17 protein-coding genes are annotated in these 14,726 nt (G+C 61.7%); 11 read left to right on the forward strand and 6 right to left on the reverse strand.

The annotated features are described in order from the left end of the window. The first annotated feature begins 149 nt into the window (after positions 1-149). Complete coding sequence (locus VM94_RS22125; protein ID WP_046685340.1) at positions 150-863, forward strand: glycine-rich domain-containing protein; 714 nt, start codon at positions 150-152, stop codon at positions 861-863. Between the two features lie 87 nt (positions 864-950). Here the strand turns inward: VM94_RS22125 and VM94_RS22130 are convergent, their stop codons facing one another. From VM94_RS22130 to VM94_RS22145, 4 genes are all read right to left on the reverse strand, one after another. After that, positions 951-1,190, reverse strand: a complete 240-nt coding sequence (locus tag VM94_RS22130; protein ID WP_029496207.1) for a hypothetical protein — start codon at positions 1,188-1,190, stop codon at positions 951-953. 242 nt (positions 1,191-1,432) lie between these two features. Next, positions 1,433-1,702, reverse strand: a complete 270-nt coding sequence (locus VM94_RS27925) for a hypothetical protein (protein WP_082127846.1) — start codon at positions 1,700-1,702, stop codon at positions 1,433-1,435. 187 nt (positions 1,703-1,889) lie between these two features. Beyond that, on the reverse strand, positions 1,890-2,150 hold the full coding sequence (locus tag VM94_RS22140; RefSeq protein ID WP_046685342.1) for a hypothetical protein: 261 nt from the start codon (positions 2,148-2,150) through the stop codon (positions 1,890-1,892). Positions 2,151-2,233: 83 nt separating this feature from the next. After that, on the reverse strand, positions 2,234-3,151 hold the full coding sequence (locus tag VM94_RS22145) for an SDR family oxidoreductase (protein ID WP_046685343.1): 918 nt from the start codon (positions 3,149-3,151) through the stop codon (positions 2,234-2,236). A gap of 12 nt (positions 3,152-3,163) precedes the next feature. On the opposite strand from VM94_RS22145, the gene VM94_RS22150 reads away from it, so the two are divergent. The 5 genes from VM94_RS22150 to VM94_RS22170 all read left to right on the forward strand — a co-directional run bounded on the left by VM94_RS22150 (position 3,164) and on the right by VM94_RS22170 (position 8,017). Further along, the gene (locus VM94_RS22150; RefSeq protein WP_046685344.1) at positions 3,164-4,189 is read left to right on the forward strand and encodes a CDP-6-deoxy-delta-3,4-glucoseen reductase; all 1,026 of its coding nucleotides are present in this window, start codon (positions 3,164-3,166) and stop codon (positions 4,187-4,189) included. A gap of 79 nt (positions 4,190-4,268) precedes the next feature. Then, positions 4,269-5,519 (forward strand): MFS transporter, encoded by a 1,251-nt coding sequence (locus VM94_RS22155; RefSeq protein WP_046685625.1) that lies wholly within the window; start codon positions 4,269-4,271, stop codon positions 5,517-5,519. A gap of 40 nt (positions 5,520-5,559) precedes the next feature. Then, on the forward strand, positions 5,560-6,225 hold the full coding sequence (locus tag VM94_RS22160; RefSeq protein WP_046685626.1) for a DUF1345 domain-containing protein: 666 nt from the start codon (positions 5,560-5,562) through the stop codon (positions 6,223-6,225). A gap of 187 nt (positions 6,226-6,412) precedes the next feature. Next, complete coding sequence (locus tag VM94_RS22165) at positions 6,413-6,790, forward strand: HPF/RaiA family ribosome-associated protein (RefSeq protein ID WP_046685345.1); 378 nt, start codon at positions 6,413-6,415, stop codon at positions 6,788-6,790. A gap of 261 nt (positions 6,791-7,051) precedes the next feature. Further along, positions 7,052-8,017: a GGDEF domain-containing protein gene (locus VM94_RS22170; protein WP_046685627.1), complete on the forward strand. Its 966-nt coding sequence runs from the start codon at positions 7,052-7,054 to the stop codon at positions 8,015-8,017. A 106-nt stretch (positions 8,018-8,123) separates the two neighbouring features. Here the strand turns inward: VM94_RS22170 and VM94_RS22175 are convergent, their stop codons facing one another. Further along, on the reverse strand, positions 8,124-8,738 hold the full coding sequence (locus VM94_RS22175; protein WP_235432985.1) for a DUF5610 domain-containing protein: 615 nt from the start codon (positions 8,736-8,738) through the stop codon (positions 8,124-8,126). Between the two features lie 156 nt (positions 8,739-8,894). Between VM94_RS22175 and sbcB the strand changes: the two genes are divergently transcribed. Further along, on the forward strand, positions 8,895-10,343 hold the full coding sequence (gene sbcB, locus VM94_RS22180; RefSeq protein WP_046685346.1) for an exodeoxyribonuclease I: 1,449 nt from the start codon (positions 8,895-8,897) through the stop codon (positions 10,341-10,343). Positions 10,344-10,577: 234 nt separating this feature from the next. On the opposite strand, the gene pyrF is transcribed toward sbcB, so the two are convergent. After that, positions 10,578-11,402, reverse strand: coding sequence for an orotidine-5'-phosphate decarboxylase (gene pyrF / locus VM94_RS22185; protein WP_046685347.1), 825 nt, complete (start codon positions 11,400-11,402; stop codon positions 10,578-10,580). A 157-nt stretch (positions 11,403-11,559) separates the two neighbouring features. Between pyrF and VM94_RS22190 the strand changes: the two genes are divergently transcribed. From VM94_RS22190 to VM94_RS22205, 4 genes are all read left to right on the forward strand, one after another. Continuing rightward, complete coding sequence (locus VM94_RS22190) at positions 11,560-12,174, forward strand: LemA family protein (protein ID WP_034759964.1); 615 nt, start codon at positions 11,560-11,562, stop codon at positions 12,172-12,174. Between the two features lies 1 nt (position 12,175). After that, positions 12,176-13,015 carry a TPM domain-containing protein gene (locus VM94_RS22195; RefSeq protein ID WP_046685348.1) on the forward strand — a complete coding sequence of 280 codons (840 nt, stop codon included), beginning with the start codon at positions 12,176-12,178 and terminating at the stop codon, positions 13,013-13,015. Next, positions 13,015-13,536, forward strand: coding sequence for a TPM domain-containing protein (locus tag VM94_RS22200; protein ID WP_046685349.1), 522 nt, complete (start codon positions 13,015-13,017; stop codon positions 13,534-13,536). The genes VM94_RS22195 and VM94_RS22200 overlap by 1 nt, the downstream gene beginning before the upstream one ends. Positions 13,537-13,621: 85 nt before the next feature. Further along, positions 13,622-14,386: an SDR family NAD(P)-dependent oxidoreductase gene (locus VM94_RS22205; RefSeq protein WP_046685350.1), complete on the forward strand. Its 765-nt coding sequence runs from the start codon at positions 13,622-13,624 to the stop codon at positions 14,384-14,386. Positions 14,387-14,726: the final 340 nt, after the last annotated feature.

A 14,726-nucleotide genomic window follows, 5' to 3' on the forward strand; every position in this document is an offset into this window, starting at 1 on the left:
TTCGTAATTAGATGCAATATTGATGTAGAACAATTCAGCGCCCGCCCGCCATGGGCCAGGCATTCCTCGACCACTTGCCAGGAGCACGCACCCGCCGCTTTCCCTTGTTTCACCGTATTTCCCACAACGCTCTTTACCAAAGGACATTCATGGATACGAACGACAGTTTCAAGGCAATTGCCGATTTGAATTTGGACGCGATCAAGGTCAAGCTGATGCACCGCGAGTCAGGCGAGGGATGGAGCCTGGAGAAGGCGAATGCGGTGGAATTCGAATACCGCCGCTTCCTGATCCTGATGAAACAGTTTCCGGAAGAAGAAACGGCGCCGCTGATGGACGTCGATACCTTCTGGCACTACCACATCCTCGACACCCTGAAATATGCGGCCGATTGCGAACAGGTGTTCGGCTACTTCCTCCATCACTTCCCGTACATCGGCTTGCGCGGCGAAGACGACGAAGCGGCGCACCATCGCGTGGGCGAGCGCATGAAGCAGCTGTATGAACAAACGTTCGGGGAAGATTATATTCGCGCAGAAACGGCGTATTCGGGGCGCGCCGTACAGGCGGCGTATTCGGGACGGGCTGTGCAGGCTGCGTATTCAGGACGGGCTGTGCAAACAGCATTTTCCAGTGCGGCGGTACAGGCAACGGCCTACTCGGGCCGGGCCGTGCAAACGGCGTTTTCCAGCGCGGCGGTGCAGGCGACGGCGTATTCGGGCCGCGCGACCGGGGCTGCCAGCACCGCCTTTTCCAGCGCGCCTGCCTCACTGGCTGCAGCGGTGGTCAAGTCGTCTTCGACTGGCCTGGAAATGGGGCGTTTCTATATCGATCGTCCGGTACTGAACCGCGAGCCGCAATAGAAAAGCGGAAAACGGATGTGGCTGCCGCACGCGGCAAGCCTGACTTACCCAGACGGCACCTCTCAGTTTGCCGTCTGTCAGGCGCTCTTAGGCAGCCATCAACTCGCGCAGTTCACGAATGCTGAAATCGCTGATTTCATGCATGCGGATGAGGATCGTGGCGCCGATCGGCAAGGTGTTGTGACGAATCTTGCTGATAACAGGTGGCGCCACTTCCAGAGCTCGCGACAAGGCGGCATCGTTTTTCAGCTGCAGCTTGTCGATGATCGCATCAAGGACGCGATTCGGGTTGTAGGTAGGCAAAGAGGTAATTTGTTTGAGAGACATGATCAAAAATCCGTACTTGTTGTATTAGAGCGAAAAGAAACCGAATGTCTCTTTCACAATAATTCAGGGTAAACACACTAAAAAGCGCCATCACTTATGCGGCCTTTACGCCGCAAACAATATAATACACGCTATTGTTGATTTTTGCGTAACTTAAAGCAAAATTGTGATAATTGAAGAGAATTGACGCACTTGGAATGTGCTAGAGGATAACTCAAATCGGAAAAATTTGCTGCACGTCATCAATTTTTACGATGGGCAACACCGCTATGCATGAGCCAGGCTATGGCCATGAGGGTGCCCAGGCGGGCCATTTCAGCGGATAGATGCCAGCCTTGCGCGGCCACGCCGGCCGGGGTGGCAAGCGGGCAAGTGCATGGGAAATCGTCGACGCGGCACCAGGCCAGTTGCCGGCGAATTTCATCGGGCGGCGGCGGCGGCTGCAGCGCACGTTCGCGGCGGCGCATATAGGCGCGTACCTGCTCCTTGCTGGGGTGATTCGTAGCTCGCATGGCTCGCTCCTGCTGACGGGAAACAACGTCACGCTAGTTGTAGATGCAGAGCCCGCCACAAGAGCCCAGACGCGTGACGACATTGCTCACCATATCGCCAGCGCGCCGTGACACGTTTGCGCTGCATCAAATGGCACGGCCCCGGTGTTGCGCCGAAGCCCGTACTGCCCCACGGCCTGCTTCCGTCTTATTTCTTTTGCTGGCGCACGCGCTGTTGCTGCTTTTCCTGCGTTTGCTGGCGGTTCTGCTTGCGCTCGAACAGGGCGACCGCATCCTTCTTGGCTTGCTCGACGGTGCGCATTTCTTCATGCGCATCGTGCGGGACGAAAAATTCGGCGTCCTGCGCCGCCACGACCAGCTTGATGGCGGCCTCGTCGTCGAGGTCGTACAGTTCCGTCAGGACGGTGGTGACCTCGTCCAGGTATGCTTCGTAAGTGAGGGTGCTCATGCTGTATTCCTTAAGTGAGTGGCGCAACGCGGGAACGGCGCGCTGCGCGCCGGCCCAGCAAAGTGCGCAGATAACCGGCCATTTTACCCGATGCCGGCCCCACCGGCTGCCATCCCCTGCAAGGCATCGACCACGCGCGCGTAGCGCAGGCGCACGCCCAACTCGCGCTTGATGCGGGTATTGTGCAGGCGGCGCGATTCGGACATGAACGACAGCAGCATCGGCGTGACCACTTGCCGTAGCTCGGCACGCGGCAGGCGCGGCGGGCGCGGCAGGCCGAACGTGTCGGCCACGGCATCGAAATACTCGGCCATTTTGAGTTCGCTGTCATCGCTGGCGTGATACACGCGTCCCGGCTTGCCCCGCCACAAGGCCCGTTCGATGATGCGCGCCAGGTCGTCGGCATGAATATGGTTGGTGTACACATCGTCATCCGCGGCCAGGGCCGGCGTGCCTTCGTGCAAGCGCTTCAAGGGCAGGCGGTCGTCCGCATAGATGCCGGGCACGCGCAGGATGGCCACCTTGGCGCCGCGACGCGCGCCCCAGCCGCGCAGAACCTGTTCGGCGTCCACGCGCCGCTTCGCCCGCGCATTCGCCGGCGCCGTCGGCCGCGTTTCATCGACCCAGGCGCCAGCGCAATCGCCATATACGCCGCTGGTGCTCACATACACCATGCGTGCATGCTCGGGTAAAATGGCGGCCAGATTGCGCGTGCGCCGGTCCAGCAAGCCCGACGACAGGGGCGGCGCCAGGTGCACGATCCTCGACGCCAGTCCCGCCAGCCGTTTCAGGCTGGCGCGGTCGTCGAGGTTGGCCACGATGGGCACGGCGCCGGCTTCCCGCAACTGCGCGCAGCGCGCCGGCTGGCTGGTGACGGCAAAGACGCGAAAGCGCGCGCGCAGCAGGGGCAGCAGCCGCATGCCGACGTCTCCGCAACCGAGGATCAGCAAGCGCGGCAAGCCTGACGGCTTGCGCAAAGAGTGCATTAACATATTTTTCATCTCAAGGATTGTATGACTTTTCAAGTTACTGTTCAGCCCAGCGGCCACCAGTTCAGCTGCGAAGCGGACGAAACCGTGCTGGCGGCGGCGATACGCGCCGGCGTGGGCCTGCCGTATGGCTGTAAAAATGGCGCCTGCGGTTCCTGCAAGGGCAAAGTGGTTTCCGGCACCGTCCAGCACAAGGCGCACCAGCAGCGCGCCCTGACGCCGGAAGAGGACGCGGCCGGCTTTTCCCTGTTCTGCTGCGCCACCACGAACGCCGACCTCGTCATCGAAGCGCGAGAAGTGGCGGGCAGCAGCGACTACCCGATCAAGAAAATGCCGTCGCGCGTGACCACCATCGAGAAAGTCGCCCCCGACGTCGTCGTGCTGACCCTGCAGTTGCCGGCCAGCGAGCGCCTCAACTACCGCGCCGGACAGTATATCGAAATCCTGTTGCGCGACAACAAGCGCCGCAGCTACAGCATGGCCAGCGCGCCTGCCGACGGCGGCCCCGTGACCCTGCACATCCGCCACCTGCCGGGCGGCCTGTTCACCGACCAGGTATTTGGCACCATGAAAGAGCGCGACATCCTGCGCTTCGAAGGCCCGATGGGCACCTTCTTCCTGCGCGAAGATTCCGACAAGCCCGTCGTGCTGCTGGCTTCGGGCACGGGCTTTGCCCCGCTGAAAGCCATCGTCGAGCACATGATCAACGAGCGCTCCACGCGCCCGATCACCCTGTACTGGGGCGGCCGCCGTCCGCACGATCTGTATATGGATGCGCTGTGCCGCCAGTGGGCCGCCGACTTGCCGCAGTTCACCTATGTGCCCGTCGTTTCGGACGCCCTGCCGGAAGACGGCTGGAGCGGCCGCACGGGCTTCGTGCACCAGGCCGTCATCGCCGATATTCCGGATATGTCCGCGTATCAGGTGTATGCCTGCGGCGCGCCCGTGATGGTCGACTCGGCCCACCGCGATTTCGTGCAGCTGTGCCAGCTTCCAGCCGACGAGTTTTACGCGGACGCCTTCACCACGGAAGCCGACCTGGCCAAGTAAGCATCCAGACAGCGGGATGCTGCAGGTGCGGCATCCGCTGCCGCCACCGCCTCATCCCGCCGCTCCCTGGAAAGTGTTCATGTCTTTCGCCATCCTGCGTCACCGCAACTTCGCTTTTTACCTTTCCGCCCGCGTGCTGGGCACAGTGGCCGTGCAGATGCAAAGCGTGGCCATCGGCTGGCAGGTGTACCAGATCACGGGCAGTCTGTTCGACCTGGGCCTGATCGGCCTGGCGCAGTTCGCCCCCTTCCTCGTCTTGATTTTGCCGGCCGGCCACGTGGCCGACCGCTACAACCGCCGCAACATCATCGCCTGGTGCCTGGCGGCGCAGCTCGCTTGCGCGCTGGCTCTGCTGGCCTTTACGCGCAGCGGACTTGCCATCGTCTGGCCCGTGTTTGCCGTGCTGGTGCTCTTCGGCAGCGCGCGCGCCTTCATGATGCCGGCCACGCAAGCCGTGCTGGTCAACATGGTGCCCACGCAACACTTCAGCCGTGCCGTCGCGCTCAGCTCGTCGAGTTCGCACGTGGCCATCATCCTGGGGCCCACCTTGGGCGGCTTGCTGTATTACTTCGGCCCCAAGGTGGTGTATTTGATCTCGTCCGCGCTGCTGGTCGTGTCCGTCCTGCTGATGCGCGCCACCACGCCGGCGCCGCAAGTGGTCAAGCGCGAACCCGTCAGCTGGCATACCCTGCTCGAAGGCTTGCGCTTCGTCTGGTCGAAACCCATCGTGCTGGGCGCCATTTCGCTCGACCTGTTTGCCGTGCTGTTCGGCGGCACCACGGCCCTGCTGCCGGCGCTCGCGCACGACGTGCTGCATATCGGCCCCAGCGGCCTGGGCCTGCTGCGCACGGCGCCCGGGGCCGGCGCGGCCCTGTGCTCGATCGCGCTGGCCATCTTCCCCATCACGCGCCGCGTGGGCGCGTGGATGTTCGGCGGCGTGGCCGTCTTCGGCCTGGGCACCTTGGTGCTGGGCAGCACCAGTTATTTCCCGCTGGCGCTGGCGGCGCTGTTCCTGATGGGCGCCGGCGACATGATCAGCGTCTACATCCGCCACCTGCTGGTGCAGTTCGAGACGCCCGACGAGATCCGCGGCCGGGTCAGCGCCGTGAACGCCGTCTTCATCGGCGCCTCGAACGAGCTGGGTGAATTCGAATCGGGCTTGACGGCCGGCTGGTTCGGCCTGGTGCGCGCCGTGCTCTTCGGCGGCGCCGCCACCCTGGCCGTGACGGGCATCTGGGCCGTGCTGTTCCCCGTGCTGTCGCGCATGGACCGCTTCCCCCACCACGAGAAGGAAACGGCGGCGAAGGCAGCCACCACGGCGGCAACTTAAGCGCTAAGATGCGCTATCCCAACTGATGCATCCTGGCACCATGAAAATCACGCTTCCATTCCGCAGCTTCATCCGCAGCCGCCCCCACCTGAGCATGGCCACGGTCATCGGCGTGGTGGCCGGCCTGCTGCTGCCTTCTTCCTGGCAACAGATGACGCGTTTGCTCACGGCATGGAACGTGGCCGTCTGGTTCTACCTGGCAACGATGGCCTGGATGATGATGCGCGCCAACCATCACAAAGTGAAAGCCATGGCGGCGCGCCAGGACGAGCGGGCGGCCACGGTGCTGTCGGCCCTGTCCGTCGCATCAGTGATGAGTCTGGTGGCCATCGTCTCGCAGCTGTCCTCGATGAAAGACATGGCGCCGGACGAACGCGCCCTGCATTACGGCCTGACGATACTCACCCTGGTCGGTTCCTGGTTCCTCGTCGGCACCTTGTTCTGCTTCCACTATGCCCACCTGTATTACCAGGCCGATCCCGCGCTGCGCCCGCTGAAGTTTCCCGACGACGAGCAAAACCCCGATTACTGGGATTTTCTGTATTTCGCCATCACCATCGCCGTGGCCGTGCAAACGTCGGACGTTTCCGTGCAGACGCGCATGATGCGGCAAATCGTGCTGGGACAATCGGTGCTGAGCTTTTTCTTCAACCTGGTCGTGCTGGGGCTGTCGATCAATATCGCCGCCGGCCTCATCAATGGCTGAAAAATAATTTCGTATTGGAAACTTGACCTGGCTGAAGGGTTAAGCTCATCTTAATCGTGCGCACCCTCTTGAAATACTGGAAAGAGGAGTAAGATAAGTTCCATGCACAGAGGTCATGTGCATGGGGCAGCAACCAGGCCGCAGCACGCCTGAGATGGGTTTTTTTTGAATTGACAGGAGTAAGCATATGCAAATCAATATTCATACCGACAGCACCATCGCCAACACCGCTGGACTGAACGAACATGTGCAATCCGTACTTGAAAACGCACTGAACCGCTTCCGCGACAACCTGACCCGCATCGAAGTCCACATCAGCGACACGAATGGCCCGAAAGGCGGCGCCGACGATATTCGCTGCGTCATGGAAGCACGCGTTGCTGGCTATCAACCGATCGCCGTGACCGAACAGAACGCCACCGTGCATCAATCCGTTGCCGGCGCCACCGACAAACTGAAACGCGCCATCGATAGCGCCTTGGGCCGCCTGCAAGACAGCAAGCGCCACGCCACCGGCAAAAATGCCGTGATCGATACGGCCGAAGCGGAAGAAACCGCCGAGTAATTCCCCACCTGCAGGATTTCCAGAGACTGAGGCAGCCGTTCAAGGCTGCCTTTGCACATCTGGACCCGCCTTCCTGCGCGACAATATCAATAGTAAAACAGCAAGCATTCCAGCGTATTAACACGACAATGAAATAATTGTCGTATTTCTCACAGTAAGTGACATCAAGCAAGCCTTTGCCGTTACAGCCAAGGCCGCTTTACGCTATCATGAAGCTACCGGCCCTCTGCTCGCGCGCGCCGGCTTTTTGAAAGTGTGATTGTGGAACAGATCGGCAACTTTGGCGCTTCAGGCTGCAACATCGGCGATTTACAGCTATTTCGCGATGGAGCGGATAGCCAGACGGCCGCCATGCTGGCGCCCTGCCCCGTCATGCGCCTCGAAGCGGGCGAAGCCATTGCCGACACACAAGGCACCAGCCTGTACATCGTCCTGCGCGGTTCGCTGGCCGTGGCCGCCGACATCCACACCGGCATGGATGATGGCACAGTCAGCAAGGTCTTGCCTGGCGAAAGCGTGGGCGAACAATCGGTGCTCGATGAAGCGAGCAACCTGGCCGCCATTTCCGCCCTGGAAGAAACCGATTTGCTGGTGATCGACGCGGCCGTCGTCTGGGAATTGATCGAGCAATCGAACGGCCTCGCGCGCAACCTGCTGCGGCTGCTGTCCTTCCGCATCCGCGCCGCGAATGCCCTGCTGCGCCGGCGTCAGAAACTGGGCGAGTTCTACCGCCAGCTGTCGATGGTCGACAGCCTGACGGGTTTGTACAACCGGGCCTGGCTCACCGACTTGCTGCCGAACATGATCGTCACGGCCCATGCCAGCGCCTCGCCGCTGTCGCTGGTGATGATCGACCTCGACCATTTCAAGCGTTTCAACGACACGCACGGCCACCAGGCGGGCGACCAGGCGCTGCGCATCGCCGCGCAAGTACTGGGCGCGGCCCTGCGGCCGACGGATTTTGCCGTGCGTTATGGTGGCGAGGAAATGATGGTGATCTTGCCCGATACGAGCGAACATGTGGCCCTGCGGGTGGCCGAACGCTTGTGCGAGCGCATGCAGCAAGCCGTCATCTTCGCCGACATGCGCAGCGCGCTGCCGCACATCACGGGTTCCTTCGGCGTGGCCAGCCTGGCGGCCGAACAGGACGACCATGCGCTGATCGCGGCCGCCGACGCGGCGCTGTATCGCGCCAAAGCCAACGGCCGCAACCGCGTAAGCACCTGATAAAAAGCCCATGGCGTCGTTGCATTGCCTCGTCGTACATTCGTACTGCCTTCGGCAATGCGCCTGGCCCTGGACATTTTCTCAGGCGCTTCCGGCGTAATATTGATCAGGCAGCCTTGCTGTCGGCCGGCTTGGCGGCGTCATCCTTCTTGCTGCTGTGCGCGGCGATGAAATCCGCATAGCCTTTCTGCACCAGCTCGTACGTCTTGTCGATATTGCCGGCGATATCGCCTTTCAACACTTTCAAGCCGCCCAGAATGTCGCGCGCTTCCTTGAAGCCTTTTTCCATGCCGCCGCTGATGGTGTCCATGAACTTGGTCAGGGCCGTATCGTCATCCAGGTCGGGATTCTGTTTCTTGAAGGCATCAAAAAAACCCGTCGACAGCGATACAATGCGGCTCGCCGTCGCTTCGGCGCTATTGTCCTGCGACGCGGCGTTCTGGATCGCATCTTCGCCGTACTGGCCCTTCAGCGCTTCATTGATGTTGGTGATGGCCGTCTTGTACAGCAGCGCCAGCGGCTCGTTCTCGGAACCGATCGACACGTTCAGCGAGGCCTGCATGATGGAGGCGTTCAATTGCAGCTTGGTACGGTCGTTGACGCTCATTTCAGCGTTGACGCCGTCCTTTTGCTGGACTTTATCGTCCTTGCCGGCAACGCCCGTACTGACGGAAGTCACGGAAGGGTTGGAATTGCCGCTTGCGGCGATGGGAATTGACACGATAGACCTCCTTGAACGGGCAATGTATGCCACCATGCGGGAAACGCGATGATGACCATCCTCTCGTGTAGTATCGGCAGGTTTTCAGAAAACTGTAGCAGCGGCGCTCTTTTACCGGCCCGGATAACCAATCAAGTAACCAAGTAATGACCATCAATGACTAACCAGACCTTTCTTTGGCACGATTACGAAACCTTTGGCGCCCAGCCGCGCCGCGACCGCCCGGCCCAGTTCGCCGCCATCCGCACGGATGCCGAACTCAACGAGATCGGCGAGCCGATCATGCTGTATTGCCAGCCTGCCAATGATTTCCTGCCCGACCCGCAATCGTGCCTGATCACGGGCATCACGCCGCAGCAGTGTCTGCAACTGGGCGTGCCCGAGCACCAGTTCGCCGCCACCATCGAAGCGGCCTTTTCGGAACCGGGCACCATCGGCGTGGGCTACAACACCATCCGTTTCGACGATGAAGTCACGCGCTTCCTGTTCTGGCGCAACCTGATCGACCCGTATGCGCGCGAATGGAAAAACCATTGCGGCCGCTGGGATATCCTCGACGTGGTGCGCATGACGCACGCGCTGCGCCCGGAAGGCATTCAATGGCCGAAGCGCGACGATGGCCAGACCAGTTTCAAGCTGGAACACCTGAGCAAGGCCAATGGCCTGGCCCACGAAGCGGCGCACGATGCGCTGTCCGACGTGCGCGCCACCATCGCCCTGGCCCGCCTGATCAAGCAGAAACAGCCGAAACTGTTCGAATTCTGCCTGGCCCTGCACAAAAAGGACCGGGTCGCCAGCGAAATGGGCATGCACCTGGCCGCCGGCGAGCGCCAACCTTTTCTGCACGTGTCCGGCATGTTCCCCGCCGAACGGGGCTGCGTGGGCGTCGTCTGGCCGCTGGCCACGCACCCGAGCAACAAGAACGAGATCCTCGTCTGGGATTGCGCTTACGACCCGCGCGAACTGTTCGAGCTGGACGCCGACACCATCCGCACGCGGCTGTTCACGCGCAAGGACGCCATGCCCGAAGGCATGACGCGCCTGCCCGTGAAGAGCGTGCACCTGAACAAGTCGCCCATGCTTGTCGGCAACCTGAAAACCCTGTCGCCGGCCATGGCCGCGCAATGGGGCATCGACGTGGACGCGGCGAAGGTCAACGCGCAATTCGCCGCCACGGCGCCAAACATGGATGCGATCTGGGCCGAAGTGTTCCAGCGCCCGGGCGCGAATGCCGCGCTGGACGTGGATGAGGATTTGTACAACGGTTTCGTCAGCAACGATGACCGCCGCCTGCTCGAATCCTTGCGCCGCGAAACGCCGGCCAAGCTGGCCACGGCCCGCCCCTCGTTTGCCGACGAACGCCTGCAGGAACTGCTGTTCCGCTACCGCGCCCGCAATTTCCCGCAAACGCTGAGCGAAGCGGAAAGCCTGCGCTGGGAACAGCACCGCGCCGCCCGCCTGTTCGACGGCGACGGCGGCGCCCGCACTATCGAAATGCTGTTTACGGAGATCGACGTGCTGTCGGAATCCGTGGATGAGCGGGGAGAGGAAATTCTGGGAGAACTCTACGATTACGCGGAGATGGTGGCGCCCATGCGCGATTAGTCGCACCTAACCAAACCTACTGCGCGTCGGTTTTGTTAGGCGCGGTGAGGCCTGCTGAATGTAATTTTTAAGCCCGCGCGGTGCGCTTTGATCGCATCGCGCGCTCAATTTGCAGCCCGTAGGTCGGATTAGCGGGGCAAAGCCCTGCGTAATCCGACAACATTGTTGACGTTACCGGTGTTGTCGGGTTACGGCCGCTGGCCTAACCCGACCTACATTTTTTATGGGTGGTGCTTAAACCGAACGATGCGCATTGATCGCATCACGCGTTTCAATGGCCACGCGGCGCGCTGCGTCGGCCCAGTCTTCGCCGTCCTGCGGCTTGGCGTAGATGATGGCGCGCGACGAGCTGATCATCATGCCTATGCCGTTCGCCGTCTGGCCCGCGCCAACTGTCGCGGCGATGTCGCCGCCCTGGGCGCCGATGCCGGGTACCAGCAGCGGCATGTCGCCGACGATGGCGCGCACTTGCGCCAGTTCTTCAGGGAAAGTGGCGCCGACGACGAGCGCGCACTGGCCATTCTTGTTCCATTTGTCGGCCACCAGGCGTGCCACGCGCTGGTACAGCGGTTCGCCGTCCGTATTCAGGAATTGCAGGTCCGAGCCGCCCGGGTTCGAGGTGCGGCACAGGATGATCACGCCGCGGTCTTTCCACGCCAGGTAGGGATCGAGCGAATCCTCGCCCATGTAGGGGTTCACGGTGACGGCGTCGACGCCGTAGCGCTCGAACGCTTCGCGCGCGTATTGCGTGGCGGTCGCGCCGATGTCGCCCCGTTTCGCGTCGAGGATCAGCGGGATGTGCGGGTAGTTTTCACGCACGTAGCGGCAGATGTCTTCCAGCTGCTTTTCCGCGCCCAGCGCGGCAAAATAGGCGATCTGCGGCTTGAAAGCGCAGGCCAGGTCGGCCGTGGCGTCGATGATGCGCGTGCAAAAGGTGGTGATTCCATCAGGCAAGTCGCGCAGTTCGGCCGGCAGTTTCGCCAGGTCCGGGTCCAGGCCCACGCACAGCAGGGAATTATTGGCCGTCCACGCGGCGGATAATTTATTGATGAAATTCACGGCACACCTTCTCTATATTCAGTTGCAAACCCCGTATTGTAACGCGGCGTGGAACTGGGAAGGCAGCCGGGGGCGGCGGCCAGCGCTTATTAAACCGACATTGCGGGCCGTTTCAGGTATATTTGCCTCACCTCCTTTACTCAGCACGGAACCCATCATGCAAATCACCAATCAATTCACCAAATGGCTGCGCCTGGCGCTGAGCGTCACCGTCCTGGCCGGCATCCTGACGGGCTGCGGCTACAACGACTTCCAGAGCAAGGATGAAGCCACCAAGGCCGCCTGGGGCGAAGTGGTCAACCAGTACCAGCGCCGCGCCGACCTGATTCCCAACCTGGTCAACACCGTCAAGGGCTATGCCACGCACGAGCGCGAAACACTGGAAGCGGTGACCAAGGCGCGCGCCGCCGCCACCAGTTTCCAGATCACGCCCGAAGTGCTGAACGACCCCGCCGCCTTCGAGAAATTCCAGCAAGTGCAGGGCCAACTGTCGTCGGCCCTGTCGCGCCTGATGGTGGTGTCCGAGAAATATCCTGACCTGAAAGCCGATACGAGCTTCCGCGATTTGCAGTCGCAGCTGGAAGGCACGGAAAACCGCATCACCGTGGCGCGCCAACGCTACATCGTTGCCGTACAAGATTACAACGTGCATGCGCGCAGCTTCCCGAACAACCTGACGGCCATGGTCTTCGGCTACAAGGTCAAGCCATCGTTCACGGTGGAAAACGAAAAAGCCATCTCGACCGCACCGACCGTCAACTTTGGCAAATAAGATGAAAGCCTGGTCTTATCTGGCGGCGCTGGCGACGGCGCTGCTGCTGTGCACCAGCCTGCCCGCCAGCGCGCAGGATCTTGTGCCCGTGCCGCCGCTGGCGGCGCGCGTGACGGACAACGCCGGCATGCTCGACGCCAAGCAAAAGGCGGCGCTGGAAGGCGTGCTGGCCGATTACGAAGCCAAGACGGGCAGCCAGATCGCCGTGCTGCTGGTCAAGAGCACGGAACCGGAAGCCATCGAGCAGTACAGCATCCGCGTGACGGATGCCTGGAAGCTGGGCCGCAAGGGCGTCGATGACGGCGTGCTGCTCATGGTGGCGAAAGACAACCCATCGTCGCTGCGCCGCCTGCGCATCGAAGCGGGCCGCGGCGTGCAGGGCGTGCTGACGGATGCGCAATCGAAACGCATCCTGCAAGACGTGATCGCCCCCCATTTCAAGCAGAACGACTATTACGGCGGCCTGGTGGCCGGCGTGGGATCGATTGCCACCCTGCTGAACCAGGAGCAATTCCCCGCCCCGGTGCAGCAGAAAACGCCGGCCACGGTGGAAGCGGGCGGCATGACCTTCTGGCTGCCGCTGCTGTTCTTCGGCTTCCTCGTCGTGCTGACCCTGTTCCGCTCGCGCGGCGGGCCGACGCGGCTGCAGCGCGGCAGCAACTGGTCCAGCGGCGCCACCGGTGTCGTGCTGGGCAGCATTCTCAGCCAGGCGCTGAACAATCGCGGCGGCGGCGGTGGCGGCTTCGGCGGGGGCGGTGGTTTTGGCGGTGGCGGTGGCGGCGGTGGTTTCGGTGGCGGCGGCGGCGGATTTGACGGCGGCGGCGCCTCGGGAGATTGGTAATGACGAAACAACTGACATTCGGCCAACGCTGTGGACGGGCATTAAAGCATTTGCGGGGCACGCCGGCGACGGCGCGCCAGGCCTTTCCGGAACGGACACTGAAAGCCATCGAGACGGCGATTGCCGAAGGTGAAACGCTGCACCGGGCGGAAGTGCGCCTGATCGTCGAAGCGGCCCTGACGCCGGGCATGGCTTACCAGGGTGTGAGCAATCGCGAGCGGGCGCGCGAACTGTTCGCCCAGTATGGCGTGTGGGATACGGAAGACAACGTTGGCGTGCTGATCTACATCAACCTGGCCGAACATCAGGTCGATATCGTTGCCGACCGCAACGTGGGCCGCCGCGTCACGCCGGAGCAATGGCAAGCCGTGTGCCGCACCATGACCAAAGGGTTCAAGGAAGGCAATTTCCATGACAGCACCCTGGAAGCCCTGGCGCAGCTGAATACCTTGCTGCAAAGCCACTTCCCTGCCGATGGCACGCGCGGCAATCAGTTGCCGAACGAACCCATCCTCCTCTGATTCCTGCCCAGGGATTAAAATCTGCCCACTGCCGCGCAATCCCGTGGCTTGGGCAGCGCCCCCTATTACCCGCCGAGGAGAACACATGAAACTGATCCATAAAACCGCCATCGTCACGGGCGCCACGCAAGGCATCGGCCTGGCTTGCGCCACCCGCCTGATCGCCGAAGGGGCGCAAGTGATGCTGGTCGACATCAAGGAAGAAGGCGCGCAAGCCGCCGCCGCCCTGGGCCCGCAGGCGCGCTTCTTTTGCGCCGACGTCAGCCAGAAGGCGGACGTCGATGCCATGCTGAAGGAAACCCTGGCCCAGTTCGGCCACATCGATATCCTCGTCAACAATGCGGGCGTCACGCACGCGGCCGATTTCCTCGACGTGTGCGAAGACGATTTCGACAGGGTCATGCGCATCAACCTGAAATCAATGTTCCTGTGCGGCCAGGCCGTGGCGCGCGAAATGGTCAAGCGCAACAGCGGCTGCATCATCAATATGTCCAGCGTGAATGCGGAACTGGCGATCCCGAACCAGGTACCGTACGTGGTGTCGAAAGGCGCCATCAACCAGCTGACCAAGGTCATGGCATTGAATCTGGCGCCGCACGGCGTGCGCGTGAACGGCATCGGGCCAGGCACCATCCTGACGGAACTGGCCAAGCAGGCGGTGCTGTCGAGCCCGCAGGCGCGCCACACGATCCTGTCGCGCACGCCGCTGGGCCGCTGCGGCGAGCCGGAGGAAGTGGCCGGCATCGCCGCCTTCCTCGCCAGCGACGACTCCACCTACATGACGGGCCAGACCATCTACGTCGATGGCGGGCGCATGGCGCTCAATTACACGGTGGCCGTGAAGGAATAAAGGCAGGCGCAACGAGTTATATCAAAAATCAATAATGGATATCTGAAAAGACCATTAGACACATATCGTGCGACGCAGCATAATGCACCTGTCTCCACTATTCTCCTCCAAGAAAATAGTTTTAAGCCCGCTTTCACCAGCGGGCTTTTTTTTTCGCTATCCGTCCTGGAACATGGCCATTCTTGCCATAACGAGCAATCTTTCCCGTCATTCTGTCTGCCGCAAAAAATGTTGCGGCGTGTCATCAGCCCGTCATCTTCACCCCCTATACTGGCTTCATCTGCTGTACAGGCAACCGATATGCCTGACTCCAGACAGGTGTGCCGCGATGGCACACCAC

This window comes from Janthinobacterium sp. KBS0711, from assembly GCF_000988085.1.
In the GTDB taxonomy this organism is placed as follows: domain Bacteria; phylum Pseudomonadota; class Gammaproteobacteria; order Burkholderiales; family Burkholderiaceae_D; genus Janthinobacterium; species Janthinobacterium lividum_E.